The organism is Streptomyces sp. NBC_00490 (genome assembly GCF_036013645.1).
Classification (GTDB): domain Bacteria; phylum Actinomycetota; class Actinomycetes; order Streptomycetales; family Streptomycetaceae; genus Streptomyces; species Streptomyces canus_F.
Map to the genome: position 1 here is coordinate 379,595 of NZ_CP107869.1, position 25,136 is coordinate 404,730.

Consider the following 25,136-nt stretch of genomic DNA (forward strand, 5'->3'; position numbering starts at 1 on the left):
GGACGGTGCCCCCGCCATGGGGGAACCGTCACCGCGGCCTCACGCCACGCGGTCACACGTCACGCGGTCTCCGACAGGTCGAACTGCAGGTCGATCGGCAGCTGTTGGCGGCCACCTATCTTCAACTTGCGGTAGACCCGGGTCAAGTGCTGCTCGACGGTGCTGACGGTGATGTACAGCTGCGAGGAGATGTCGCGGTTGGTGTAGCCACAGGCGGCCAGGGCCGCCACTCGCTTCTCCGAGTCGCTCAGCTTGGCCTCGCGGGTGTCCACCAGGGTCTTCTCCGGGCCGGTGCCCCAGCCGGCCTCTCCGTGTTCGAGGCGGATCCGCGCGCACAAGGGCTCGGCACCGCACTCCCTGGCCAGCTCCCAGGCCCGCCGGGACGCCATCGCGGCCTGCCCCAGGTCCCCGAGCCGCTTGTGGGTCTCCCCCAGGTCGCACAGGGCCCGCGCCAGCTCCAGGCGGTCCCCGGACTGCCGCAGCTGGGCCACGGCCCGGGTGAGCAGACCCAGCCGCTCCCCCGGCGCGGACGCCTCGGCGAGCAGCCGCAGGGAGATGCCGTGGATCCGGGGGTTGGCGTCGTCGAGGCGGGAGATCTGTTCCAGGAGCAGCCGCTCGGCCTCCTTGCACTCGCCGGTCCCGAGCAGCGCCTCAGCCAGGTCGCTGCGCCACGGCACCCACACCGGCTGGTCGAGGCCCCAGCGCTGGGTCGTGCGGCCCACGGCCGTGAAGTCGTCCAGCGCCGCGTCGAGGCGGTTCGTGGCCAGGTGGTAGTGGCCCCGGGCCCGCAGGTACGTCAGTCCGTAGGCGCTCGCGTACAGCGCCTGCGAGACGGGCTCGTTGAGCTTGCGGGCGCCGGCCTCGTACTTGCCCATGGCGGTCTGGGCCATCACCTGGACGGCGATCAGGCCGCAGGCCAGGACGCTGCGTTTGCGTTCGGCGAGGCGGTCCAGCCCCGCGTCGATGCAGCGCTCGGCCTCCTCGGGGTTCCCCTGCGCGAGGGCGACCTCGGCGCGCAACCCGGCGATCATGGCGTACCAGCCGCCCGCGCCGCGGCGGGCGGTGTGCTTGAGGAGCACGTCGCACCAGTGGCGGGCCTGTTCCGTCCTCCCGGAGAACAGCAGGCACTTGATGGCGCTGGTGATGGGCTCCATCGTGGCGTCAGTGAGCGCGGAGCGCTGCAGCATCTCCTCGGCCGCGGTGGCGAAGTCGCCGCGCCGGGGGCCGAGGAGCAGCCTCCACGGCTGGCCGGCCCGGGAGAGCAGCGACTCGCTCCCCGGCCGGGCCGGGAGGACCCGCACCTCGCCGCCCTGGTGCGGGATGCCGCCCAGCCGGCCGTCCGTCCACGGATAGCGGCGTTCCACGATGGAGGTCATCAGGGCACCTCCCGTGCCCCGGTCCTGCCCGGCGGCGGCCTGCCCGGCGGCGGCGTGGTCGACGGGCGCGGCGCCGCCGGCGGCACGGGCGAGCCCGACGGCCGCGGACGCCACGCCGGCGCCCTGGGGCCCGCGGACGAGCACCTCGTACGCCTCCTCGAGCCGCCGGTGCGCCAGGAACAGGTCCGCGATCGCCGTCGTGTACCGCGGCGGTGCCTGGCCCGCCCGTACGGCCCCGAGCAGTTCCTCGGCGGCCGTCTCCGCGGCGGAGGGGTGGTTGCGCCGCAGGATGACCGAGGTACGCACCTTGATCTCGATGCGCCGGCCGGGCTCGTCGCAGACGCGGTGGGCCAGGTCCAGGCAGGCCACGGCCACGCCGTCCTCGTCGTCGGCGAGCGCCTCCTCCGCGGCGTCGCACAGGACCGCGGCCGCCCACGACTCGCTGACCCGCTCCAGCGCCAGCAGGTGGGGAGCGACGGCCGAGGCCCGGGCGCCGTCGGCGTACAGCAGGGTGGCCGCCCTGCGGTGGAGCTGCTGACGGTGCTCGGGGTCCATGCCGTCCAGGACCTGGCTGCTGACCGCCGGGTGCTGGAAGTCGCAGTCGTCGACCACACCGGCGGCGTGCAGGGCGCGCAGGCCCTGGGCGGCCAAGGTGCGGGGCAGCCGGCACAAGCGGCTGAGCAGATCGAGGGTGCTGGCCGCGCCGAGGACGGCCAGTCCGTCGGCGACCTTGGCGGCCGTGGGCCCGCTGCGGTCCAGGCAGGTGAGGACGGCGTGGGCAAACGTTTCCCCGGGCGCGGGGTCCAGACAGCCGGACGCACCCGCCGCCGTTCCGCGCTCCTCCTGCAGGGCGCGCAGCAGCAGCGGATTGCCCCGGGTCACGGCGTAGAACTCCTCCGCCGTTTCCTCCCGCACCGGCAGCCGGGACTGGTGGTGGGCGAGGAATCGGGCCACCGCGTCGGGACCGAGGCATCCCAGGCGGATCCTGCGGAAGTTCGGCTGGCGCAGGAATTCGGTGCGGTACGCGGTGTCCTGCTGCCGGTAGTAAAGGGCTTCCGTGAACACCATCAGCAGCCGGCTGGTACGCGAGCGGCCCGCTATGTGGAGCAGGTATTGCAGGGAGGCGCTGTCGGCGTGCTGGAGGTCGTCGATTCCGATGACGACGAGCCGGTCGCGCGCGACGGTGCGCAGCGTGGCCCAGAACCTCTGCATCCCCGCGCCCCTGCCCTGAGCCGTCCCGTCGGGCAGCCCGGGGCCGGTTGTTCCCTCTTCCTCGTCCAGCACGCGCTCGAGCCGGGTCTTGGTCTCGGGTGGCAGTGCTTCGCTGTGGACGAGTTGCCTCACCAATCCCAGCGGAACGCTCTCCTCCGACGGCATTCCGGTGGCCCGGAGAACAATCGCCCCCGCGTCACTCGACAATTCCGCCAGGGCTTCCAGAAGCTCGGTTTTGCCACATCCCACAGGTCCTTCGACGAAAATAGTTCTCGCCCGTCCCGCCGCACTGTCCCGCACAGCTATTTTCAGTGCGACGAGTTCTAATTCCCTGGCTATCAGCATACGAAATCCGGATCCCCCTTCACCGATGGACCGGCGGTACTGACAGACCGTCAATACCTTCTGCTCCGGCGGCGGTTCGGCCGCTCCGCCTCCACGAGACCGAGGTCCGCACGGCAGATTCCCCCGCCCGTGTCCATAGATCGATGAAACCCTCGGGCTCGTCAGACTGTCAACCATCCCCGGACCAAGCCCCTCCGCCTGGTCACCGACGGAAACGCGTATACCGCGACCTGATTCTGCCAATTCATACCGTAGTGAACGATCCCGTTTCCATGGGAACCACTCATTCCGCTGTAAAGCCGCGGAGGTTGAACAGATCTGAACTCTCGCCAAATGCCTGCTGACGAAGCAGTGGTCGGCCGCCTCTCACATGCGACAGGATGATTGCCCGATGACCGGACGAGCGCGCGCCGGAAGATAGGGGTATCCCCCTACCGAAGTGCGGCGGACGCGATCGGTGCGGACCCGGATCCGCACACGGGGCGCACTACGGCACACCCGTGGACCACGATTTTTAACCATCTTTTTACACGGGGCGTAATTCAGTGGCACCGACGCGCCCAGTAGGGAAACATGCCTCAGCGGGCGCCCTACTCGATCCCCTGCCACCTGACCAGTGCCGTGCCCAGCGACATCCCGCCACCGAACCCGGCCAGCAGCAACAGGTCCCCGTCGGCGAACGCCCCCTGCCTGCGCGCCGAGTCCAGCGCCAGCGGTATGGACGCGGCACTGGTGTTGCCGTGCTCGGCGACCGTGAGGTGCACGCGCGCCCGCGGCAGCCCGAGGCCGGGCAGGACCCTGTCCAGCATCACGCCGTTGGCCTGGTGCGGCACGAAGTGGTCCACGCTCGCGCCGTCCACGCCGTTCTCGGCGAGCGTGGCCCGGACGGCCGCGGGAAGCTCGGCCATCACGTACTCCGTGACCGACCGGCCGCTCATGCGGAAGGAGTGCCTGCCCTCGGCCACCGTCTGCTGCGACGCGGGCTCCCGGCTGCCGCCGGCCGGCACCTTGATGAGGTCGTGCAACGCGCCGTGGCTGGCCGCGTGCGCGCCCACCAGGCCGCGGTCCGGACCCACCGGGCCCAGCACGACCGCGCCCGCGCCGTCGCCGAACAGCACAGCGGTACGCCGGTCCGAGCGGTCGATGATGCGCGAGTAGAGGTCCGCGCCGATCACCAGGGCGTGGCTCCCGGACGCGGCCCCCGGCGACTGCAGCAGCCGCGCGGCCACCACGAGGGCGAACACGAAGCCGCTGCACACGGCGTTGACGTCGAAGGCCGCCGCGTTCACCGCGCCGATGCGCTCCTGCACCAGGCAGGCCGTGGCAGGCTGTGGATGGTCGGGGGTGGACGTCGCCACCACGATCCAGCCGAGTCGGCCGGGGGCGACGCCCGCGGCGTCGAGCGCCTCGAGCGCCGCCTCGGCGGCGAGGTCGGAGGTGGCCTCGTCCTCGGCGGCGTAACGGCGGCTGCGGATGCCGGTCTTGGCCTCGATCCAGTCGGCGGTGACGCCGGCCCGCTCGGCCACGAGGTGGTTCGGGACGGCCTCGGCGGGCAGGTACGACCCGGTGCCCAGGATGCCGACGGCCCGGTGCTCGGTCGGGGCTCCCATCATGCCGCCACCGTCGGCGTACTCGGTGCGGGGCTCCAGGAACGGCAGATCAAGACGGCCACCTCCGGCAGGGTGCGGGAGCTTCGACGTTACGGACACGGGCAGTCCCCGATAACCCCTAACCGGGGCTCCCGGGCCCCCCTAGACACTCTGCGCGCGTCGTTCACGCCGGGCACGGGTGTGCTCGTGTCCGTGGCCGGGAGATCCAGTGCGCGGGACGGCAGCCTGGTCAGGGAGGAACACTTGACCGACACCAGTAACACCGGGCAGGCCCAGGACGAGGCTCAGGCGCCACGCCGGAGCGCCCTGCACCGCCTGATCCGCCACCCGCACCTCGGCATCGCGCTCACCGAGGCGATCACGCGCGTCGTCGGCGACGACCTCCGCACTGGCACCATGGTCGAACTCGTGGCGTCACCGCCAGAACGAACCTTCGTCGGCGGCGTCCTCACTATGTGACCCCATCCCGGCCCACCTCACGACCTAATCTTTTCGAAAAGAGGCCGTCAGACGACTGCCGGCTGTTCGGCTCGGGCGCACGGCAGGCTGCAACGAGCCGCCAATTACCTTGTGGTTCATGCCGGAACGTTGGCGCCGAGAGTGGCAGCAGCCCAACCGGGCCGCAGCTCGACTATCACAATTACCTTCGTTGTAGAGCCCGGTTCGGGCTCGTGGCCCTCGGGGCCGGTATGACTCGTTGCCCCTGTCCTTGATGATCCGGGGGGTGCTGTCGCCGGTCCTGGCGGCACCGGATGGTCGCTGATGGAAGCGTGTCCGCCGACAGGCAGGGCTGCGTAATGTGGCTGCCGATCTCCGGTGCCGGGCAGGCCACCGGTGGTGACTCCGGGGAGGGAAGGCTCAAGACCTGGCTCGGCAAGCACCCCCGCTTCCATGTCCACTTCACTCCGACCGGCTCCTCCTGGATCAACCAGGTCGAGCGATGGTTCGGCCTGCTGACCGACAAGCTCATCCGCCGCGGCGTCCACACCTCGGTGAAGGCGCTGGAGGATGACATCAGGGCCCGGATCGACGCGTGGAACGAGAACCCCAGGCCCTTCACCTGGACCAAGACCGCCGACGAGATCCTCAACTCTCAACCGGGTACTACCGGCCGGGCAACCTCTGGTGCTCTCCAGCCGCACCGCCGAGTACCGCCACGCGCTGACCCCACCAGCGGGTACGAGCATCCTCCTGAACGGAGCTGCAGGCATCCGCCTTCTTCCGCTGGACCCCGCGAAGGCGGCTGCCTACCTGGAGCGCGACACCGGTGGCTCCGGTACTGCAGCCGCGGCCCGCTGGAGCCGGGTCACTGCTTCGCTGGGCACTGGTACCCCCGCAGCTCAAGCGCTCAGCACCCCGCTCGGGCTGTTCCTGGCCCGTACCATTTGCAACCCCCGCCCCGACGAGGACCTGGCCGGCCTCGGCCATCCCGACGAACTCCTCGACGAAGCCTGCTTCCCCACCCGTGAGGACATCGACACCCACCTGTTCGCCGCCTTCAGCGCCTCTGCCTACCGTCCCCCATCGCTGCCCCCCGTCCCCGCCCTTTAGCGCCCAGCAGGCCGAGCCACCCTCACCTTTCTCGCCGGCCACCTGCAGCACGGCCTCAGCGGCACGCCCAACCTCGCCTGGTGGCACCTCCGTAAAGCTCTCCCCAGACGCCGGTCCGCGTTCGCGGTGGGACTCGCAGCCTGGCGCGTGTTCGAGTTCTCGTTCGGCTTCGGGTTCGGGATCGCAAACGTGCTCGACTTCGGGCCGATCTACACGGCAGGCGGCGGAGACAGGGTCGGGCTCAAGATCGGTTTCACACGTCCCGGGTTCTGGTTCGGTCTCCTCTTCGAGCTCCCGTGCGCACTAGTGGCAGCATGTATGACCTCTTTCGGAAGAGATAGAAGCCCCAGTGCAGGGCTCCGCTGGAGCTGGAGAGGGACATCCTGGCTTGTGACCGGGCTGACTGCCGGGCTTACTTTCGGGCTACTGTTCGGGCTCACCGCCGGGCTCACCGCCGGGCTCGCGAATGGGCTCCCCGTCGGGCTTGCGGCGGGGCTCGCGGGTGGTCTGATGGGCGGGCTCAGGTCGGTACCCCCGACCTGGACAAGGCGGTGGCACCCTATGCGGTCCTGGCTCGGGACCGGCGCACGTTCTTGACCACGACGCTCGCGGGCGGCCTCGCTGGCGCACTTGCGCTCGGACTTGTGCTTGATCTCGGGAACGGAGGGAACAAGATGGGGCTCGCGGTTGCGGTCACGTTCGGACTTCCGTTCGGTCTCGCGTCGGGGCTCGTGGTCGGGCTCATCCTCGGACTCATACGGTCTGTGTGGCTGGAGTTCCTGGTAGCTCGGATCGCCTTGGCGCTACTGGGGCGTGTGCCCTGGCGTCTCATGCGTTTCCTGGCCGATGCCCACGAGTAGCGAGGCGTGCTACGACAGGTGGGAGCGGTGTATCAGTTCCGCCATCTCGAACTGCAACGCCACCTCGCAGGGCGCCAGCATTGATCGCCTGGTGCCGAAGCAATACCGCAGTGGGACTTTGCTGCTCCAGACCTGGTTGGACCAGCCCATGGACTACGTCGTACGAAACGGATCCGGACCCGGCGTTGCGCCCGTGCCTACGCCTTGGGATAGCTCTCCGGTCTGCCGCAGTCGACCGCGTTCGTCCCAACCACGTGACTACCGATGATCTTGATTGATCAGCCCCGGAGCCGCGAGACCTCACCGAACGTCGTGCCGGTCTTCGTACGGGCCCGGGACGGGGAAGTACGCCTCAAGGAACGACGTCAGCTCAGCCTGCTGAGCGGGCAGGTCATGTTCACCGGAGACCGTGTCGTTCAGACAGAAGACGAGGCGGTCCCGCCGGGCGAGCAGGGTACCCAGACGGGCTGCAAGAGCGGGGTGGGTGAGGTCGAGGTAGGTGTAGCGCAGGCGGCCCGGCACCGCGCGGGCGGTGTGGAAGGCGTAGTAGTGGTGCAGGGACGAAACGATCGACAGGTCGTCGGGGCTGCGCAACCGGTGACTCGCGGTGGCGTGGTGCTGCATGGGGAATCTTTCCTCGATCTCGTACAGGACGCTGCGCCGCAGTGCGTGCGGGGTGTGCTTCATCTTCTGGTTGATCACTGTGCCGAAGGTCGCCTCGATCAGAGCGCGGTTGTTCTTGCCCGCTGCCGCAACGGGCACGTCGTCCGCACAGGGCGGACCCGACGGGATGAGGACCGTCGAGGGAAAGAACTTGGTCAGGCCGTTGGCGAGAAAGAAGTCCTGCGGGGTCGTCGGCCTGCCGAGGAACACGTCGTCGTTGAAGTACAGGAAGTGCTCGGACAGACCGTCGATGTGGTGCAACTGGCTCTCAATGGCATGGGAGTTGAAGGTGGGCAGCAGGCGGGGGTCACTGAAGATCTCCTTGTGGCTGACGACGCGGAGACCAGGCACGCCCGCCTCCAGCCATGACGGTGTTTGCTCGTCCGTGACCAGGTAGACGGTGCGTACCCAGGGCGCGTACAGATGGAGGGAACGCAGGGAGTAGCGCAGTTCGTCACGGTTGAGGTAGCGGGCCGCGTTCGCGGCTTCGTCGTGGTAACCCGGCCCGGTACACGCCGATCGGCGGCTCAGCCACTGCGGGTCACAGCCGTCGACCCATGTGTATACGACGTCCACGGGGAAGCGGATGTCGTCGGGTGCCGGGCGGGCGAACTCCCGACGGGTGCGCACTCTCGGCGGTACGGTTCCGGCGGGTGTGAGCCACGTGAACAGCGAGTCGGAGGCGTACACCGCCAAGTCGTTGCGCCGCACCTGGTCGGCCTTGCGGTTGGGCCGCGGGGCGCGGAGCAGGTCCCCTTCCCCGGTCCAGAACTCCACGTCGCAGCCGTATTTGGGGCCCAGCGTCAGCTGCCCTCGCGGGTCACTGTGGTACCACGTCACGCGGATGGTGTCGGCGAAGGAGAGCCATCGCCAGGAACCGTGTGTGAACCCCGGCCTGGTGGAACGCCGTTCCTGCCATCGCGTGTCCAGCGAGCAGACGTAACCGGGCCGCTCCCGGCAGGCCCGCTGCAAGGCGCGCACCACGGCCCTGCGGTCGTCGGCACAGACCGCGACGGCCGCCGCAGTGTTGCTGCGGCCGCGGACCCGGAAATAGTCGATGCCCGCCTGCTCGAACGCCTGGCATACCGATGCCGCGTTGGCGTTGCGGGCGGCGAGGGGTGACACGTCGCTCTGCACGATGACCACCTTGGGGACGTCCCGCACCAGTCGCACCTCCCGGTCAGCGCCCTCGCTCAGCCTGGGCCGTGCGCGTCGCAGCCAGGTCGCCCGCACCGTGCCCAGCAGGTGCCGTGCAAGCGGTACCACTGCCACCTGCCGCTTCATCCGGGCGCGGGCCGCGACGGACGTCCGGGCCACGACGGCCCGCCTGATGCGACCGGGCACGGCGCGCCGGTACAGGCGCAGCAGCGCGGAATCCTCAAAGCCGCGGCGGACCGCGAGCCCTGATACAGCCACGGCCGAAGACGACCTACGCCCCTGGGGCGTGGCAGCAGCCATGGGTTCTGCCCCCCTCCGTCACATGGGTTCCTGACCAATGTCCCGCCTGCGCGTGCACTCACACAGGGGCCTGGGGGTCCTCGATCCGAGGCCGAACGGGGCATGTCACAGGGGCCCTTCGGATCGTCGGCGTCCAGATCTGGGACGAGCCCGTTCTTCGCGCGATGCCTGCGGCGTCTGCGCCGTCAGCTGGCACATCGTGGTGGACGTGCTGTGTGTTGTGCGAGCAATGGTCATAGCGCGAGGACGCTCCGGGCATCAGCCGCTCGGAAACTACGACGTCGCCGACCCGCAGGCTTCGCTCAGCTCGCTGACGGCCAGCCCGCTGGCCAGAAACGGGCGCGCAATGGCTCCAGCCGGCCCCTGCTTCCGCATCACGCCATGCAGTAGCAGTCGATCGCCTCTTGCCACTCACGTCCCGACCCGCACCGCTGATGGGGTTGCCCCGTCTACCAGGTCGATAGTTCCTTCCCTCGTGAGTGCGCGTGCCGCACGAAACGCGGTCCCGCTCTGGCACAGGAACGTGTCGTCGGGCCGGGCATGGACTGCTGTTGGCCGATGTCTCCTGCGACTGCCCGCCCGGTTTGAGGGCCCGCCCACCAGCACCCGCGTCTTCCGCGCGTACCCCGTAGCCGAGATCGGTCGCCTGAGCACGCCGCCGCACCACGGGGCGCCTTCGCGCCGTCATGGTGCAGATGAAGTCCATGCACGTCGTCGGCATCCGGGCCATGGACCGCGTGTCATGGAAACTCTCGACGCCTCCCGTGACGATCGGGCGTCTCGGCCGAGGGCCCCTGTGGGCGTAAACGGGCTCGGCCGGAGCGGTGGGGCCGGGGAGCGTGCCGCGGCCGCCCGATGTGCGCGGCGCGTGGCGCGTGGCCGACGACCCACTCGCGGCCACGTCCTCTCCTCAAGGCCGCTCCCCTGGGCGTGGGCGCCGATCCCACAGGGCGGGGGAACCCCGGTGGTGACGTGCTCGACGCCCACGCCTACTTCAATGATCGGACGAGGGAGAAGTACGCGAGAGGCCCGGCCGGGGCCATCCTGAAGCCGACAGGGGCCTTGTGTCGTGTCTCATCGCGTGATCCGCGTTACCGCCTCCCCGTCCCCGTCCCTCCGAAGAGTCCCGGCCGGGTAGCGGATTGCGTTACATCGGCCACCACCGGACGGCTGCGGTCAAGCAGCAGAAAGCACTGTCATCAGGGCCGCACGGCCCTCGTGGAACTGGGCACGGGAGTGGTGCAGTGAAGGCGACGGGGAGGGCCCCGTACAGAGACGCGGAGGAGCAGCTGGGGGGGTGCGCACCGCGTAATCAGGAACCGCGAGAAGCGGTTGGAGGCCCTTCCCGTCAGACGCGCTGCCGTTCGTACACGCGCGGGTCACGTCGTCAGGCGGGCGGCCAGCGAGGCCACGTCGTCGTGGAAGGCATCCTCACAACCGGCGAGGGGGTGTCGCACAGTTGCGGCAGTGCCGCCGTATCGCGGAAGGCGGCGGTGTGGTGGGGATCGCCGAGGTGGGTGAGGGTTTCGGCATAGCCGAAGCGTTCACCGAGGTCCCGGTAGAGCTCCAGGATCCTGGCGGTAGCAGTCGGCAGCTTGGTGGTGCTGCTGAGTTGATGGTGTGCGTGGCCGTTGGTGTCCCAGGTGCTGTCTTGCCTTCGCGGCCGGTGGTGCACTTGAGCAGGTCCAGGGCCTGCCGGCAGTGGGTGAGGGCTGTACGGTCGCCGCGTATGGCGTGGTACCAGCCGAGGTTGTTCAAGATCTTCGCCTGTCCGGCCCGGTGGTCGGCGGCCCGGAAATCCTCAAGTGCGTGTATGAGGTGGTCTTCGGATCCGGGTCCGTAACGGTACTCCCGGCGCTACGCCATGGCGATCGTGGTGCGGTGTGGCCCTGGCCGACCCAGTCGTCGATGCGGCCGTAGAGATCGGGGTCCTGGCCGAGGTGGCGGTGGGCGTCGTCGAGTTCGAGCAGCCGGATGTGCGCGGGGGCGAGACCGAAGTGGGCGTGGGCCTGCCCTCTCTCGTCGGGCAACCGTCGCAGGGCAAGCAGGGCGGGATGCTGGCGCAGCTCGTTGCTGTAGTGACGTGGCTTGGGGTCTCTCTGCTTCTGTGGCGCTCTCCTGGGGGCAAATATCCGGAGGGTGCAGCGGCTTTCCGTCATTCTTCCCCGGTGGGGAGCCGGACGGTGAACGTGGTCGATCCGGGGTCGCTTTCGAGTACGACGCTTCCGCCGTGGGCCTCCGCCACCGCCGCCACGATGGACAGGCCGAGACCGGTTCCGGTGCCCGCGCCCTCGGTGCGGCGCCGGTCCCCGTGGGTGAAGCGTTCGAAGACCTTGGGCCGAATGTCCTCGGCAACGCCCGGTCCGTCGTCGTGGACCTTCAGTGCCGCCACATCGGCATCGGTCCGCAGGGAGATGGTCACCGTGCTCCCGACGGGCGTGTGCAGACGGGCGTTGGCGAGGAGGTTGGCCAGTACCTGGTGCAGCCGGTGGGCGTCGCCCGGCACCGTCACGGGCTCCTCGGGCAGTTCCAGCGTCCAGCGGTGTCCGGGGCCCGCGGCCTGCACGTCCGTCACGGCGTCCAAGACGAGACGGGTGAGGTCGACGGGGCGGCGTTCCAGCGGGCGGCCGGCGTCGAGGCGGGCGAGGAGCAGCAGGTCGTCGACCACCTCACCCATCCGGTCGGCCTCGGCCTCGATGCGCTCCAGGGCCCGTACGACCTTCTGCGGCACCGGGTCCGGGTGCAGCAGGGCCAGTTCCGCGTGACCGCGGATCGACGCCACGGGTGTGCGCAGTTCGTGGCTGGCGTCGGCGGCGAAACTGCGCAGCCGTTCCTCGCTCGCGTGCCGTTTGGTCAGCGCGTCCTCGACGTGGCCGAGCATCGTGTTGAAGGCGCTGGCGACGCGTCCCACCTCGCTGCGCGGGTCGCTCTCGGGCGCGCGCGGCGGAAGGGCCACCTCGCCACTGGAGAGCGGTAGTTCACTGACCCGGGTGGCGGTCGCGGCCACGCTGCTGAGCGGGCGCAGCGACCACCGCACCCACAGCGCTCCCGCGACGCCGGTGACGGCAAGCGCCGCGCCGAAGACGATGGCGGCGACCAGTTCCAGCCGGTGGACGGTGGCCTCCACGGACTCCATGGGCAGCCCGGTGATCAGGACGTCGCCGTCCCTGCCGCGGGTCGCCATCATGCGGTAGTCGCCCAGCGAGGAGAGGTCCGTTGTGTGTCCCTTGCCGTCGGCCGGTACTTGTGCGAGCTGCCATCTGTCCCGGGCGCCGAGCGATACGGTCACCGTGCCCGTACGGCTGCCGGACGGCACCACCGCGGCGTTGGTGACCGTGTCGCCGACCAGCCGGGCGCCGAAGGTTCCGACGGCCTGGCGGCGGGTGTCACCGTCGGGGCCCTCGTCTCCGTCGTGGTCGGACGGCAGCGTCCCGCCGTGCTCCAGGCTCGCCGGGAAGCGCACCCCCGCCTCCCGCAGCTGCTGGTCGAGACGGCCGGTGAGAAAGCCGTTCAGCTCCACCACCGCCGCCACCCCGACGGCCGCGCAGCTGACCGCGAGCAGCACGACCAGGCCGGCGGTGAGCCGCGCCCGCAGCGTGTGCAGGTGCGGCAGAGGGGGCAGCCGGCGACGTGGCCTCACCGGGTCACCGGCTTGAGCACATATCCGACGCCCCGCACCGTGTGGATCATGGGTGGGCGGCCGGCATCCACCTTCTTGCGCAGGTAGGAGATGTACAGCTCGACGACATGGGCCTGCCCGCCGAAGTCGTAGGACCACACGCGGTCGAGGATCTGCGCCTTGCTCAGGACGCGTCGCGGATTGCGCATCAGCAGGTGCAGGAGCTCGAACTCCGTCGGGGACAGCTCGATCAGTTCGCCGCCGCGGGTGACCTCGCGAGCCTCCTCGTCCATGACGAGATCGCCGACGGTCAGCCGCGGACCGTCCTCCGTCTGGCGGGCCATGCCTGCGCGGCGCAGCAGACCGCGCAGGCGGGCGACGACCTCCTCCAGGCTGAACGGCTTCGTCACGTAGTCGTCGCCGCCCGCGGTGATGCCCGCGATGCGGTCCTCGACGGCGTCCCGTGCGGTCAGGAACAGCACACACACATCGGGCCGCACGGCGTGCAGCGAGCGCAGCACGGCGAAGCCGTCGGTGTCCGGGAGCATCACGTCGAGGACGACGGCGTCGGGCAGCAGTTCGCGTGCCGCGGCGACGGCCGAGACACCGTCGCCCGCCGAGCGGACCTCCCAGCCCTCGTACCGCAGGGCGCCGGAGAGGACCTCCGCGAGGTCGGGGTCGTCGTCGACGACGAGGACCCGGAGCGGGGCGCCGTCGGTCCGGGTCAGAGCGGGGCGGGTGGAGCCACGGGGGCGGTGGGTGTTCATCTCACGTACCAGAATGCCGCTTCGCCGCGCTGGGGGCCGCTCCCCGGACCTCTGAGTTCGCTCTGAGTCCGCCGTGCGGCCGGACCACCGGGTCACCCTGTCCACCTGCTGCGGGGCCGCGCCGCAGGCCACGCGCTGAGAGCGGGCTCAGAGGTTGCGTCGGCACAGTGGCGTCCCGCACGGCCGACGGTCGTACGGACAGCCGAAGGGACCCACGGATGACGACGGCATACGCACAACGAAGGGCCGCCCCCGCGCCTGCCGCGCCACGGCGCTCCGCCGCGGGCCCCGTGCTCGCCGTCCTGTGGGGAGGGGCCGCCGCCGTGATCGCCCTGTGGTGGCACGACACGGGGTCGGTCGTGGGCGCCGCCGGCTGGCTGACCGGGGCCGGACGGATCGCGGGACTGCTGAGCGGGTACGCCTGCGCCATCCTCGTCGCTCTGATGGCCCGTGTCCCGCTCCTGGAGCGGCGGATCGGGTCGGACCGGGTGGCGCGCTGGCACGCGATGGCGGGCCGCTACACGATCTGTCTGTTGGTCGCCCACGTCGTGCTGATACTTCTCGGGTACGCCGTCCAGGACGGCTCCTCGGTCCTGGACGAGACGCTCACCGTGGTCCTGGACTACCCCGAGATGCTCAAGGCCACCGCCGGTACGGTCATCCTGCTCGCGGTCGGGCTCGTCTCCGCCCGCGCGGTGCGCCGTCGGGTCAGCCATGAGTTCTGGTACTACGTGCACCTGCTCACCTACGCCGCGGTCTTCCTCTCCTTCGGCCACCAGCTCGCCCTGGGATCCGACTTCACCGCCAACGGGCCGGCGCGGGCCGCCTGGTATGCGCTGTATCTGGGCGCCGCTGCCCTGGTGGCGTGGTTCCGGATCCTCGCTCCGGTACGGCTCAACGTGCGTCACCGGCTGCGGGTCGACTCCGTGCGCCAGGAGGCGCCAGGTGTGTACTCCGTCGTCATCCGTGGCCGGCGGCTGCACGAGATGGGCGCGCGGCCGGGGCAGTACCTGCGCTGGCGGTTCCTCACCGAGGGCATGCGCTGGACCTCCACGCCGTATTCCCTGTCGGCGCCGCCGCGTCCGGACCTGCTGCGCATCACCGTCAAGGCGCTCGGTGACCACAGTTCGGCCGTCGCCCTGCTGCGGCCAGGCACCCGCGCGTGGGCGGAAGGCCCCTACGGAGCACTGACCGCCGAGCGGCAGACCTCGCACAAGTCACTGCTGATCGCGGGCGGTGTCGGCATCACACCGCTGCGGGCCCTGTTCGAGACGCTGCCCGGTGCGCCCGGCGACGTCACCCTCCTCTACCGCGCCCACGCGGCCGAGGACCTCGCCCTGGGCGGCGAGCTGGAGGCCGTCGCACGGTGGCGTGGGGCGAAGGTGCTGTACGCGCTCAACGGGCCGTACGGCCAGCGCCCCGACCTCACGGGACCCTCCCTGCGCGCGGCGGTACCCGACCTGGATGCCCACGACGTGTACCTGTGCGGCCCGCACGGGTTCGCACGGGACCTGTACGAGGCGCTGCGCACCGCCGGGGTTCCGGACCGCCGTATCCACCACGAGTCCTTCGAGCTGTGAGGCCGTCTTGCACACGTTGAGGAAGAACCGTCCGCTGCGCCGCATCGTGCTGGCGGGTGCCGCGACCGTCTCCGGGATGGTTCTGCTGCTCTCGCTGAAGCCGCACACCACGCCGGCTGTCGCCGGGGTGGCCACCGTTCCCGCGCCGTCCAGCAGTTCGAGCGGAACAAGCGGCTCGAGCGGCTCGGCCACGGGCACCGGGACCCGCACAGGAGCCTCGGTCCAGACCCGCTACGGCCCCGTCCAGGTCCGCGTCACCCTGAAGAACGGGAGAGTCACCGACGTCACCGCGCTCACCTACCCTCAGGAGAACCCGCGGGACCAGCAGATCAACGCCTACGCCATCCCGCAGCTGACCAGAGAGGCACTCAGCGCCCAGAGCGCCGACATCGACACCGTCTCCGGCGCCACGTACACCAGCGAGGGCTACCGCCAGTCGCTCCAGTCGGCGCTCGACTCCGCGAGCCGCTGACGCCTGCCTCCGCCGTCGACCGGGACCGCGCTTCGCGGCATCTCGGTCTGCAGCGGAGCCTTCATGGCGACTGGCATACCGAGCCGGGTGACAGAGGGCCGCATGCCGAGCCGCCAGTCGAGCTCACGCTCCGAGACATAGACCAATGCCGACGCTCCCTCGCACGCTGGATCTTCCCAGTCCACGCAGGCAATCTCCCTCACCTGCAGGCCTTCACTCCAGGCCCGCAGCGAGACCTCATCGCCCCGCGGCGTTCAGCCGGTCCGTCACCTGCTGCGACGCTCCAGCCCGGGACGGCTGCACCGGCCCGGTGGGCGGCGAGCAGCGCGGCGCCGGTGGCCTGCCGGAGAACCCGTCCGTCCCCACGCTCATAACCGTCCGCGACCGGACGTCCTGTACTCACAGCCGGGCGCGCTGCCAGCCGCAGGAGGATCTCACAGGCACATTCCGGGCCCTAGACATGGAGGACGTACGCCGGCAGCCCGCGGGCTCGGCGGGAACGAACTGACGCCAAGTCACCCGCGGAGTCTCCGCTGGAGGCTCGGACCGCGCCACTCAGCGGTTGCGCAGAGCGGCGAGCGTGGTGTCCAGGTCGGCCGCGCGCGGGCGGTTGTGGGGCAGCGTGCCGAGCACAACCGCCATGCCACACGTGTTCGTGAGGGCGGAGAACACCAGGCCACCCGCGACGCCCACAGCAAGGAGCTGGAAGGCCGGGTGCACGAGCAGGCCCAAAAGGAGACCGAGCAGGACCAGACTTCCGGCGGTGCAACGGACCTGGCGTTCCATACTCCAGCCCGCCCGCGTGTCGCAGGCGGCCGGCGTCTGCAGGTCATGCCCCTCGGCGGCCCAGGCGCCGGTGCCGCCAACGAGCGTGGCGGTGATGACACCCTGCTCCGCCAGCAGCTTGCAGGCACTCTCGGAGCGCGCGCCGGAGGCGCACACCACGAGGACGTCACCGCGCTCGGCGGCGTGCCGAATCTCCGGCAGCGCCCGCCGGATGCGGCCGAGCGGGATGTTCAGGGCACCGGGCAGATGGCCGGAGGCGTACTCGGCGGGGCTGCGCACGTCGATGACGGTCAGTTCATGGAGCCGGGTGAGGGCCTGATCGGTGGCGAGGGCGACGGGGGTGGGTGAGCTGGGCATGGCAGGTGTGATCCTTAATGGTTGAGATTTTTTGTTGGTCGACGCCGTCCCGAACCACCACGTAATGTACCCCTAGGGGTATTTTTAGGAGTGATCGTGGAACTGGAGCTTGAGGGTGCGGACCTGAAGTCCGTGCTGAACCGGCTGCGCCGGGCGCAGGGGCAGATCTCCGGCGTGATCCGGATGATCGAGGAGGGACGGGACTGCGAGGACGTCGTCACGCAGCTCGCCGCGGCCTCCCGCGCACTGGACCGCGCCGGTTTCGCGATCATCGCGACCGGCATGCAGCAGTGCCTGACCGACATCGAAGCCGGCCGCAATAACGGCGAGGACGCCCAGCAGATGCGCGCCCGGCTGGAGAAGCTGTTCCTGTCCCTGGCTTGACTTCCCCCTCCTCGTGAACGGGGAGGATTCCCACAGCTCGCGCCGCGGGGTTTTCTGCTTCGTCGCCGATTGCCCGCCCGGAGTGCTGCGTTGAGGTCTCCCCCGGCTGAAGCCGGGGGGCACCCACGAAAGACATCCGCTGAGAGTTCGCGTCGCGGCGGCCGTCACAGGGCGGCATCGATCAGCATGAAGGCCGCCACGGCCACCAGCGACAGGGCGAAGATCCGCTGCAGTGCGTGCGCGGAGAGCTTCGTGGCCAGCCGTTTCCCGTCCCAGGCACCGAGGACCGCGGCTCCGACGAACGGGCCGACAACCGCCCAGTCCAGCTCCTCGACCGTACCGGCGCGCGTCATCAGCGCAGCCATCGAGTTGACGGTGATGACCAGCAGGCTGGTGCCCACCGCGTTCCGCATCCGCATGCCGAGCACGCTCACCAGAGCCGGTACGGCGAGGAAACCACCACCGACGCCAAGGACGCCGGTGACCGCGCCCAGCCCGGCACCCGCGGCCGCGGCCCGGCCCGGCCGTACCGGCACGACGGTGTCCGCGTGCGGGCGGGTCCGTAGCATGCGGAGCGCGGCCGCACCGGCCACCACCGCGAAGGCCGCTGTCAGCGCGGCCGCCGGAATGCGTCCGGCGAGCGCGCTACCGAGCATCGCCGGGCCTGTCCCGGCCGCCGCGAACAGCAGCCCCGTGCGCCAGCGGACGTGCCCGTCGCGGGCGTGCGCCGACATCGCGGTGGCCGAGGTGACGGCGACGATGACCAGGCTCGCCGTGGTGGCCGCGACCGGGGTGAAGTCGAGCAGGTAGATGAGGGCGGGGACGGCCAGCACACTGCCCCCGCCCCCGAGCGCGCCGAGCGCCAGGCCGATGACGGCCCCGGCAATCAGGGCGAGAAGGAGAGCACTCACGCGACGACGCCGCTGCGGCCGTGAGCATCCACCACCGGCAGCCCCGCACCCGCCCAGTCCTTCATGCCGCCGATCACGTCCACGGCCTCCGCGCCGCGGGCGACGAGTATCTCAGCGGCCTGCTGGGAGCGATTGCCCGAGCGGCAGATCACGATCAGGGACCGTGCCTGCGCGTTCGCGGGCAGCCCGGCTCCCGCGACCAGCGCGGACAGGGGCAGGTGCACGGCTCGGGGGGCATGTCCCGCCTGCCATTCGTGTGGTTCGCGGACATCGAGCAGCACGGCGTCGCCGTCGGCTGCGGTGCTGCCGTGGCCGGTGCGTGCGGCCGCTTCCTGGGTGGTCACGCGGCCCGCGCCGCCCCGGCTTCGTCGGATGATGCTCATCCTGGTTTCTCGCTCCTGTTTCCCGTGTTTCCCGTGTCGGTTGGCCAGATCGGCCGGGCCTTTGCGGCGTCCGGCACCGTCAGGGGTTGCGCACGGTGAGTCCTGCCTTCTCAGCCGCGTCGAAGGAGTCGTCCACGGCGACGACGGCACGGCCGGCGGCGTCGAGCAAGGAGGCGGCGATGGCGGCGCGCATGCCGCCCGCGCAGTGCACCCACACCTCACCGGCGGGGACCTCTTCGATGCGGCGGTGCAGGGCGTGAAGCGGGATGTGGACCGAGCCCTCGACATGCCCGCCGGCCCGCTCAGAATCCCGCCGGACGTCCAGGACGACGACGCCCTCTGCCGGGAGCCGACCGGCGAGGTCGGCAAAGGTCGCGCGGCGGAAGGCGGCCGGTACGGCGCCCTCGGGCACCCAGTCCTTCGGCCCGCCGGTCACCGCGGCGGCCGGACGGTCGATGCCCACCCGGACCAGCTCGCGCTGAGCGGCGGCCAGTTGGCCGGGCGACTCGGCGAGCAGCGTGAGCGGCTTACCCCACGGAATCAGCCAGGCCAGATAGGTGGCGAGCTGGCCTTCGGCCTCGAAGTTGAAGGAGCCGGAGACGTGCCCGGCGGCGAAGGCGACACGGTTGCGCAGGTCGACCACCCACTCCCCCGCGGCCAGCCGGGCGGCGATCTCCTCGGCGTCCGCGAGGACGGGCGGGGTCAGATCGACGGGCTTCGGGCCGGCGGCGTTGGCAGGGCCCATGTGCGTGTAGTAGGCGGGGATGTCGTCCAGGCCGGCCAGGAGGTCGGCGACGAAGTCGTCCACGTCCCGGGTGAGGGCCTCATTGGAGGCTTTCTCCTTGCCGATGGTCGTGTCGCTGCCCTCTGTCTGAGCGGAGGAGCAGAAGCTGCCGAAGCCGTGTGTGGGCAACACCGCCGTCTCCTGGGGCAGTTCGGCGGCCAGCCGGTGCGCGGAGGCGTGCTGGGCCCGTGCGAGGTGCTCGGTCAGCCGCGGTTCGACGAGGTCGGGGCGGCCGACGGTGCCGATGAGCAGCGAACCGCCGGTGAACACTGCGACCGCCGTGCCGTTCTCCTCCAGTGCGTAAGAGGTGTGGTGCGGGGTGTGACCGGGTGTGGCCAGGGCACGCAAGGTCAGCCCGGCGTCGGCGTCGACCTCCGCGCGGTCGCCGTCGTGCACCGGTACGCGCTCGAATGAGACTCGCGCGCCGGCGGGGACGAGATACGCGGCGCCGACGACCCGCGCAAGCTCCAGCCCGCCGGTGACGTAGTCGTTGTGGATGTGCGTCTCGACGACATGGGATATCCGCACCCCGCGCCGGGCGGCCGCCGCGATCACCTGGTCGACGTCGCGGGGCGGGTCGACCGCCACTGCCGTTTGCCCGCCGCCCGCGAGATAGCTCCGGTTTCCGAGACCCGGCACCTCGATCGTGTCGACGAAGAACACGAGGTACTCCCTTCCAGTGAAGAATTACCCCTGGGGGTATGCGTTCGACGGTAACATGAGTACCCCCGGGGGTATTTTCAAGGACGAGGAAAGCCCGCAGGAACGAGAAAGGCCACACCATGCGCTACGACCGCACCGTGCACCTCGACACCGACTTCGCCATCACCGTGGACCGGGTCCGCGAAGCCCTCGTCGAGCAGGGCTTCGGCATCCTCACCGAGATCGACGTCACCGCCACGCTCAAGGCGAAGCTCGATCACGACATGGAGGACTACGTGATCCTGGGCGCCTGCAACCCGACCCTGGCCCACCGCGCCCTGGAAGTGGACCGCTCCATCGGCCTGCTGCTGCCGTGCAACGTGGTCGTCCGCTCCGACGGCGCCGGCACCGTCGTACAGGCCCTGGCACCGAACACGATGGTCGCCCTCACCGAACTCGACGCCCTCCGTCCGGTCGCCGAAGAGGCCACCCAGCGCCTCGACGCCGCCCTGACCTCCCTCACCACGACGGACGTGACCACCTGACCTCAGAGCCCGTGCCTGCCGCCGGATGCGGGCAGCCGGCCCGACGCCCACGAACCCCATGGACACGAGCTCCCGCTGGACTGACCCGCGTGCGACGCGTCAGTGCACAGCCGCACGACGCGCTCGGCGACCGGCTGTGCGGTCCCAGCCGGAGCGGCAGCAGAGCAGTCCCCGGCGTCCACGGCCCTCACGTTCCGCGCACCGAACGGCGCTGACTCCATCCACACCAGCCGAGCCCATCACAAGGCTGGGGCCGGTCACGGCACCCGCGAGGTAGTTGCGGCCACGGAGAACGCCTGGCCGCCCGCGATGACCGCCAAAGGGCCTGGAAGTCCGGATACACGAGCATGCCGAGGACTGCCCCGACGAGAGAAGACGACCGACGCACCGTGGGTGCGAAGGGGCCGTGGCGCGTAACCGAGCGGCCCCTTCGAACAGGTCCGGTGTACGACGCTCACGCGGACCCGGGCACGCCGTTCGGCACAGGGCTGGGGATCGTCGTGGCGAGATCGGCGGGCAGCGCCGGTGCGGCGGCCGCCGCCGTCTCCCGGGCCAGGAAGGTGCCGAGTTCGCCGATCGTACTCATCAGCGGTGCGGGGAAGACCACCGTGCTGTTCTTGTCGACAGCGATCTCCACCAGGCTCTGCAGATTACGCAGTTGCAGGGCCAGCGGGTGGGCCATCATCGTGTCCGAGGCGTCCCCGAGCGCGGCGGCGGCCAGCGACTCGCCCTCCGCGTTGATGATCTTCGCTCGCTTCTCCCGCTCGGCCTCGGCCTGGCGGGCCATGGCGCGCTTCATGCTGTCGGGCAACTGGATGTCCTTGAGCTCGACCAGCGTGACCTCCACGCCCCATTCGACGGTGCTGACGTCTAGGGTCTCGCGGATGCCCAGGTTGATGCGGTCGGTCTCGGAGAGCGTCTCGTCAAGGGTGTGCTGGCCGACGACCTTGCGCAGTGTGGTCTGGGCGATCTGGTTGATCGCCGCATGGACGTTCTCGATGGCGATGACCGACTTCACCGCGTCGGTCACCCGGAAATAGGCGACCGCGGACACGTCCACGCTCACGTTGTCCCGGGTGATGATGCCCTGGGACTGGATGGGCATGGTGACGATCCGCAGTGACACCCGGTGCAGGACGTCGACGAACGGGATGATGAAGCGCAGCCCTGGATCCCGGGTTCCCTTCAGCCGTCCGAAGCGGAACAGCACTCCTCGCTCGTACTGCTTGACGATTTTCACGGCCATCGCAAGTGTCACGACGGCAAGAACACCGACGATGACCAGAAGGAAGATCAGTGCTTCCATGTGCTGCTCCTCAGGATGAGAACCACGCCGGTCTCGCGCGAGGTCCCGGGGCGGGGGATGAACACGGCGGCGCGCGATCCACCGGGCACCGGCACGCTCTCCATGTGCTCGGACCGTCGTAAGAGCCGCGCCGCCGCATGAGCGGGGCACGGAAACGCGATGCGGACCGTGGGCCCGCCGTGTCTCCAGCATCGCTTGCCGCGCACGTCCGCCGCTTGGGCCGAACGGTCCCCTACGTGCCGGGATATACCCGCGGACGGCTCAGCCGTTGTCGGCGAGAAGAGGGACGGTCCACTCCAGAGTGGTACCGGTGGGACGGTGTGGAACGAGGGTGAGGGTGCCGCCGAGGTCCGCCAGGGCGAGCCCGGCGGCCAGCAGGTAGCGGATGTTGCGGACCCGCACCAGGGCCCGCTCGTCATAGACGCGGTAGCCGTTCACAGCACGCTCCGAGGAGATCAGCCCGGCCTGCTCATAGCGCTGCAGCGCACGAGCGGTCGCCCTATAATTGAAGAGTTCTTCAATTCGTAAGTTGCGGTGGTCAACAGGTGATCCACGGTACGGAGGCTGGGGTGGGCGCAGCTATCGAGGCATTGCTGGAGCGGGTCCAGGCGGCCCGAGCCGGGCTCGCGGCCGCGGTGGCAGCCCAGGACCCGTATGAGGTTGCGGCGGCGCAGGACGAGCTGGACGACGCGGTGCGGTTCGCCCGCCGGCATGGGCTCGACGTCGACGTGGACCAGTCGGACAAGGGGTGAACGGCATGCCGGTTCCGCTGTACCAGGCGAAGGCGGACTTCTTCCGTATGCTCGGCCATCCGGTGCGGATAAGGGTGCTGGAGCTGCTGCAGGATGGGCCGAAGCCGGTGCGTGACCTTCTGGCCGCCATCGAGGTCGAGGCATCGAACCTGTCGCAGCAGCTGGCGGTATTGCGCCGCTCCGGCATCGTGACCGCCACCCGCAGCGGCTCGACCGTGGTGTACGAACTGGCGGGCGGGGATGTGGCTGAGCTGCTGGCAGCGGCGCGCCGGATCCTGTCCGTACTGCTGACGGGCCGCCAGGAACTGCTGGACGAGCTGCGGGCAGCGCAGCCGGTGCGGTGATGGGCGGGCGTTCCTTCCGGCCGCCGTGGCGCCGGGGTCGGCCCGCTGCGGACATGGGGAATGTGCCGTCGCCGGTTCAGGGCCACGTCGTCTCGGTAGCGGTGGGGCGGGACGCGGTGCGGCAAGCCCGGGAGGCGGTGGCCGCACGCTTCGGTGAGGTCGGCGTCGCGCCTGGCTCCGCGTTCGCCGACGCGGTGCAGCTGGTGGTCAGCGAACTGGTCGTGAACGTGCTCCGGCACGCGCCGCGGTCCCCGGTCGACGTCGTGGGCATGACCGTCGGGGCGGGCCAAGTGGTCGTCAGTGTCGCCGACGCCGAGCCACGCCTGCCCAACCTGGCGCCGGATGCCATGAGGGCGGGACTGCAGCTGGTGGCCGAGCCGGCTGCGCAGTACGACGGTGACATCGACGCGGAACCGGCTCGCGACCATGACAGCAAGGTGGTCCTCGTCCGGTTCCGCATGCCGTCGCAGGCCACGTGAACGCGGAGACACAGGACAAGGAGTCGGCATCGTGAGTGATGAAGCAGGTACGGCCGAACAGCCGGAGAACACAGGACACAAGGACAAACGCAAGGACCGCGAGTGGCAGATCGAGCGTGGTGTCGCGATCCGGGCCGGCTTCTACATCTTCGGCACCCATCTGTTCGCCGGGTTCGTATGGCTGCTCTTCTACCTGGGCGAGCACGCGCAGAAGTAGTTGGGCACAGAGGTTCCATGCTCCCCTGCCCCTGGCCCCAGCGGCCTCCTCGTCGGTCGGCTCGAAGCCACATTGCGCGATCTCGCTCTCGCAGCCGGTGCAGGGTGTGCACGTGGCGACTTGTACCGAGTCGCCGAACCGCTGGGCCGCCTGCGGCTGCTCGCCCTCCGGTTTGGCCGGGGCAGGTTCGGTCATCGGCACGGTGTCGCAGGCCCCGCGCAGTCGGCCCATGCCCCTTCCGTGGCGTGACACCTCGTCCGCAGGCGTCCAGCACGCCATCGAGCGACCGGAGTTGCGGTACTCGGGGCGGAGGCGGCCGCCCGGCACCGGGAGCTCTGTCAACCGCCGGGCCACGAATCGGCCGTTGATCGTGGGCCGTCGTTACGACGACGGCCTTCCCTGCGGCTGGGCGGCCTGCAGATCGGCGAGCAGTTCGGCCTGGCCGGCGAGTACGCCAGAGAGGATGGTGCGGGCGACGCGGAGCAGTTCGGCGATGTGTGGGCTGGTTAGTGAGTAGTACACGGCCGAGCCCTCCTTACGGGTCACCACCAGGTTCGCCCGTCGCAACACCGCGAGCTGCTGGGACAGATGGGCCGCCTCGATCCCGACCTCTGGCAGCATCTCCGCGACCGCATGCTCGCGCTCGCTCAGCAATTCCAGGACCCGGATGCGCGCGGGGTGGCCGAGGGTTTTGAAAAACTCAGCCTTCAGTTGGTACAGCGGCGTACTCACCGTGCCGTCCCCTCTCCGGCTGATCCATAGGGCCCTGCCGGCCCGTGCTCGGCACATCGCGTCCACCCACTCGTCAAACCCATGCGGACCATCCTCGCCTGCGGCGGCGGCCACGCCGAATTTGCGCGGGAGAACCGATCCGCCTGAAACCAGCGGTACCGATCTCAACAATTGCTAATATTAGCAACTCCATACGTGCGGTGAGCAGACTTGCATGAGAGCCGTTCCACTGCGTGGCGGGTCCGTTGCCTGGTTGAAGTGCCCGGCCTGCCGCCTCAAATGCCGCCCCAGGGCCGTCGGCCCGGACGGACAGTGCCCGCAGTGCGGCGAGGCCCGGATGCTGAAGCTGTCTTTCGGTAGCCAGACGGTCAGGTCCGCGTCGGACAAGCGACCGGCATTGACCTCGACGCACAATTCCATGAAGGCGTAAGGCACCCACTGCCGGTCCGTCCGATCCGGCAGCGGGATGCGCTTCCAGTGGGGGCCTGCCGGAGCGAACCGCCTTGCCTCGGAGGCCGCCTGTCCAATCGACCCGGTGCGGGACAGCGACGGCGCCTTCGCCCCGGCTGGACCCAGCGGACTCACTCGCCGGCGTCGACCACGGATGGCCATCCAGGCGTGCGCCACTCGTTGCGGTCATCCGGTCGCTCGCCGTGGCGTGTGCTGTGGGCTGCGAGTGCGTGCGGCAGGTCGGCGTGGACGGGAATGGGCGGACTGCCCCGGTCGGAGACGGCGGTGCCGTCCGCGGGGATCGCGGCCAGTTCCAGGCTCCGTCCCGCTGCGGCGAGGTGTTGGGCAGCCTCGGTGATCGCCAGCCGCCCCTCGGTCGACCAGCCGCGCAGTCCGGTTAGATCGACGATGACCGGACCGCTCCCGCGTCCCACCACCCAGCCGACGGCACCACTGAAGCGGCGTACGGCATCCGGGCCCAGGAATCCGGCGACGGACAGGATGCCGAGGTCCTGCTCGACGGTGTAGCGCCACTCGATGGTCATGGTCGT

The 25,136-nt window shown here is 70.1% G+C and carries 24 protein-coding genes and 1 pseudogene; 12 read left to right on the forward strand and 13 right to left on the reverse strand.

The features are described from left to right. Positions 1-59: 59 nt before the first annotated feature. Both OG381_RS01480 and OG381_RS01485 read right to left on the reverse strand, forming a co-directional pair. Positions 60-3,110, reverse strand: a complete 3,051-nt coding sequence (locus tag OG381_RS01480; protein WP_327714228.1) for a helix-turn-helix transcriptional regulator — start codon at positions 3,108-3,110, stop codon at positions 60-62. Between the two features lie 413 nt (positions 3,111-3,523). Further along, the gene (locus OG381_RS01485; protein ID WP_327722360.1) at positions 3,524-4,543 is read right to left on the reverse strand and encodes a 3-oxoacyl-ACP synthase III family protein; all 1,020 of its coding nucleotides are present in this window, start codon (positions 4,541-4,543) and stop codon (positions 3,524-3,526) included. Positions 4,544-4,786: 243 nt separating this feature from the next. Here OG381_RS01485 and OG381_RS01490 point away from each other — a divergent pair, with 243 nt between their 5' ends. From OG381_RS01490 to OG381_RS01505, 4 genes and pseudogenes are all read left to right on the forward strand, one after another. Next, entirely contained in the window at positions 4,787-5,002 is a 216-nt protein-coding gene (locus tag OG381_RS01490) for a hypothetical protein (RefSeq protein WP_327714229.1), read from the forward strand. Positions 5,003-5,397: 395 nt separating this feature from the next. Beyond that, positions 5,398-5,637 (forward strand): annotated as a pseudogene (locus OG381_RS01495) (IS630 family transposase); the annotation flags it as partial. A 31-nt stretch (positions 5,638-5,668) separates the two neighbouring features. Continuing rightward, a complete protein-coding gene (locus tag OG381_RS01500) occupies positions 5,669-6,094 on the forward strand; it encodes a hypothetical protein (protein ID WP_327722769.1) in 426 nt (141 codons plus the stop codon). 593 nt (positions 6,095-6,687) lie between these two features. Next, positions 6,688-6,954, forward strand: a complete 267-nt coding sequence (locus tag OG381_RS01505; protein WP_327714230.1) for a hypothetical protein — start codon at positions 6,688-6,690, stop codon at positions 6,952-6,954. 300 nt (positions 6,955-7,254) lie between these two features. Here the strand turns inward: OG381_RS01505 and OG381_RS01510 are convergent, their stop codons facing one another. From OG381_RS01510 to OG381_RS01520, 3 genes are all read right to left on the reverse strand, one after another. Continuing rightward, positions 7,255-9,075 (reverse strand): stealth family protein, encoded by a 1,821-nt coding sequence (locus tag OG381_RS01510; RefSeq protein WP_443061855.1) that lies wholly within the window; start codon positions 9,073-9,075, stop codon positions 7,255-7,257. Positions 9,076-11,230: 2,155 nt separating this feature from the next. Continuing rightward, complete coding sequence (locus OG381_RS01515; protein ID WP_327714232.1) at positions 11,231-12,715, reverse strand: sensor histidine kinase; 1,485 nt, start codon at positions 12,713-12,715, stop codon at positions 11,231-11,233. Continuing rightward, a complete protein-coding gene (locus tag OG381_RS01520; RefSeq protein ID WP_327714233.1) occupies positions 12,712-13,461 on the reverse strand; it encodes a response regulator transcription factor in 750 nt (249 codons plus the stop codon). Before OG381_RS01520 ends, OG381_RS01515 begins: the two co-directional genes overlap by 4 nt. Positions 13,462-13,679: 218 nt before the next feature. On the opposite strand from OG381_RS01520, the gene OG381_RS01525 reads away from it, so the two are divergent. Both OG381_RS01525 and OG381_RS01530 read left to right on the forward strand, forming a co-directional pair. Continuing rightward, positions 13,680-15,041 (forward strand): ferredoxin reductase family protein, encoded by a 1,362-nt coding sequence (locus tag OG381_RS01525; RefSeq protein WP_327714234.1) that lies wholly within the window; start codon positions 13,680-13,682, stop codon positions 15,039-15,041. A 7-nt stretch (positions 15,042-15,048) separates the two neighbouring features. Next, positions 15,049-15,513 (forward strand): FMN-binding protein, encoded by a 465-nt coding sequence (locus OG381_RS01530; RefSeq protein ID WP_327714235.1) that lies wholly within the window; start codon positions 15,049-15,051, stop codon positions 15,511-15,513. 555 nt (positions 15,514-16,068) lie between these two features. On the opposite strand, the gene OG381_RS01535 is transcribed toward OG381_RS01530, so the two are convergent. Continuing rightward, on the reverse strand, positions 16,069-16,656 hold the full coding sequence (locus OG381_RS01535) for a rhodanese-like domain-containing protein (RefSeq protein WP_327714236.1): 588 nt from the start codon (positions 16,654-16,656) through the stop codon (positions 16,069-16,071). Positions 16,657-16,752: 96 nt separating this feature from the next. Here OG381_RS01535 and OG381_RS01540 point away from each other — a divergent pair, with 96 nt between their 5' ends. Next, on the forward strand, positions 16,753-17,040 hold the full coding sequence (locus OG381_RS01540) for a metal-sensitive transcriptional regulator (protein ID WP_327714237.1): 288 nt from the start codon (positions 16,753-16,755) through the stop codon (positions 17,038-17,040). Between the two features lie 164 nt (positions 17,041-17,204). Here the strand turns inward: OG381_RS01540 and OG381_RS01545 are convergent, their stop codons facing one another. The 3 genes from OG381_RS01545 to OG381_RS01555 all read right to left on the reverse strand — a co-directional run bounded on the left by OG381_RS01545 (position 17,205) and on the right by OG381_RS01555 (position 19,781). Further along, positions 17,205-17,951, reverse strand: a complete 747-nt coding sequence (locus tag OG381_RS01545) for a sulfite exporter TauE/SafE family protein (RefSeq protein WP_327714238.1) — start codon at positions 17,949-17,951, stop codon at positions 17,205-17,207. After that, entirely contained in the window at positions 17,948-18,334 is a 387-nt protein-coding gene (locus tag OG381_RS01550; RefSeq protein WP_327714239.1) for a rhodanese-like domain-containing protein, read from the reverse strand. Before OG381_RS01550 ends, OG381_RS01545 begins: the two co-directional genes overlap by 4 nt. Positions 18,335-18,413: 79 nt before the next feature. After that, complete coding sequence (locus OG381_RS01555; RefSeq protein ID WP_327714240.1) at positions 18,414-19,781, reverse strand: MBL fold metallo-hydrolase; 1,368 nt, start codon at positions 19,779-19,781, stop codon at positions 18,414-18,416. A 119-nt stretch (positions 19,782-19,900) separates the two neighbouring features. On the opposite strand from OG381_RS01555, the gene OG381_RS01560 reads away from it, so the two are divergent. Continuing rightward, on the forward strand, positions 19,901-20,305 hold the full coding sequence (locus tag OG381_RS01560) for a DUF302 domain-containing protein (RefSeq protein WP_327714242.1): 405 nt from the start codon (positions 19,901-19,903) through the stop codon (positions 20,303-20,305). A 454-nt stretch (positions 20,306-20,759) separates the two neighbouring features. Here OG381_RS01560 and OG381_RS01565 read toward each other — a convergent pair whose 3' ends face one another. Together OG381_RS01565 and OG381_RS49540 are read right to left on the reverse strand one after the other, a co-directional pair. Then, positions 20,760-21,611, reverse strand: a complete 852-nt coding sequence (locus OG381_RS01565) for a slipin family protein (protein WP_327714243.1) — start codon at positions 21,609-21,611, stop codon at positions 20,760-20,762. Between the two features lie 261 nt (positions 21,612-21,872). Further along, positions 21,873-22,190 (reverse strand): MerR family transcriptional regulator, encoded by a 318-nt coding sequence (locus OG381_RS49540; RefSeq protein WP_443062020.1) that lies wholly within the window; start codon positions 22,188-22,190, stop codon positions 21,873-21,875. Between OG381_RS49540 and OG381_RS01575 the strand changes: the two genes are divergently transcribed. Genes OG381_RS01575 through OG381_RS01590 form a run of 4 tightly spaced genes read left to right on the forward strand, consistent with a single transcriptional unit; the run spans position 22,181 to position 23,403 of the window. Beyond that, positions 22,181-22,363 carry a hypothetical protein gene (locus tag OG381_RS01575; protein WP_327714244.1) on the forward strand — a complete coding sequence of 61 codons (183 nt, stop codon included), beginning with the start codon at positions 22,181-22,183 and terminating at the stop codon, positions 22,361-22,363. The two genes, OG381_RS49540 and OG381_RS01575, sit on opposite strands and share 10 nt — an antisense overlap. Positions 22,364-22,368: 5 nt before the next feature. Beyond that, positions 22,369-22,707, forward strand: coding sequence for an ArsR/SmtB family transcription factor (locus tag OG381_RS01580; RefSeq protein WP_327714245.1), 339 nt, complete (start codon positions 22,369-22,371; stop codon positions 22,705-22,707). Between the two features lie 53 nt (positions 22,708-22,760). Further along, positions 22,761-23,186, forward strand: coding sequence for an ATP-binding protein (locus tag OG381_RS01585; protein WP_327714246.1), 426 nt, complete (start codon positions 22,761-22,763; stop codon positions 23,184-23,186). Between the two features lie 31 nt (positions 23,187-23,217). After that, positions 23,218-23,403 (forward strand): DUF6126 family protein, encoded by a 186-nt coding sequence (locus tag OG381_RS01590; RefSeq protein WP_327714247.1) that lies wholly within the window; start codon positions 23,218-23,220, stop codon positions 23,401-23,403. 381 nt (positions 23,404-23,784) lie between these two features. Here OG381_RS01590 and OG381_RS01595 read toward each other — a convergent pair whose 3' ends face one another. Together OG381_RS01595 and OG381_RS01600 are read right to left on the reverse strand one after the other, a co-directional pair. Then, complete coding sequence (locus OG381_RS01595) at positions 23,785-24,135, reverse strand: ArsR/SmtB family transcription factor (protein WP_327714248.1); 351 nt, start codon at positions 24,133-24,135, stop codon at positions 23,785-23,787. A gap of 581 nt (positions 24,136-24,716) precedes the next feature. Then, on the reverse strand, positions 24,717-25,130 hold the full coding sequence (locus tag OG381_RS01600; RefSeq protein WP_327714249.1) for an anti-sigma factor antagonist: 414 nt from the start codon (positions 25,128-25,130) through the stop codon (positions 24,717-24,719). Between the last annotated feature and the right edge of the window lie 6 nt (positions 25,131-25,136).

What these genes read in the sequence shown, in the direction of transcription:
- OG381_RS01480 (WP_327714228.1), bottom strand. Translation starts at nt 3,110, where the DNA reads ATGGTTGACAGTCTGACGAGCCCGAGGGTTTCATCGATCTATGGACAC.
- OG381_RS01485 (WP_327722360.1), bottom strand. Translation starts at nt 4,543, where the DNA reads ATGGGAGCCCCGACCGAGCACCGGGCCGTCGGCATCCTGGGCACCGGG.
- OG381_RS01510 (WP_443061855.1), bottom strand. Translation starts at nt 9,075, where the DNA reads ATGGCTGCTGCCACGCCCCAGGGGCGTAGGTCGTCTTCGGCCGTGGCT.
- OG381_RS01520 (WP_327714233.1), bottom strand. Translation starts at nt 13,461, where the DNA reads ATGAACACCCACCGCCCCCGTGGCTCCACCCGCCCCGCTCTGACCCGG.
- OG381_RS01525 (WP_327714234.1), top strand. Translation starts at nt 13,680, where the DNA reads ATGACGACGGCATACGCACAACGAAGGGCCGCCCCCGCGCCTGCCGCG.
- OG381_RS01535 (WP_327714236.1), bottom strand. Translation starts at nt 16,656, where the DNA reads ATGCCCAGCTCACCCACCCCCGTCGCCCTCGCCACCGATCAGGCCCTC.
- OG381_RS01550 (WP_327714239.1), bottom strand. Translation starts at nt 18,334, where the DNA reads ATGAGCATCATCCGACGAAGCCGGGGCGGCGCGGGCCGCGTGACCACC.
- OG381_RS01560 (WP_327714242.1), top strand. Translation starts at nt 19,901, where the DNA reads ATGCGCTACGACCGCACCGTGCACCTCGACACCGACTTCGCCATCACC.
- OG381_RS01565 (WP_327714243.1), bottom strand. Translation starts at nt 21,611, where the DNA reads ATGGAAGCACTGATCTTCCTTCTGGTCATCGTCGGTGTTCTTGCCGTC.
- OG381_RS01580 (WP_327714245.1), top strand. Translation starts at nt 22,369, where the DNA reads ATGCCGGTTCCGCTGTACCAGGCGAAGGCGGACTTCTTCCGTATGCTC.
- OG381_RS01585 (WP_327714246.1), top strand. Translation starts at nt 22,761, where the DNA reads ATGGGGAATGTGCCGTCGCCGGTTCAGGGCCACGTCGTCTCGGTAGCG.
- OG381_RS01600 (WP_327714249.1), bottom strand. Translation starts at nt 25,130, where the DNA reads ATGACCATCGAGTGGCGCTACACCGTCGAGCAGGACCTCGGCATCCTG.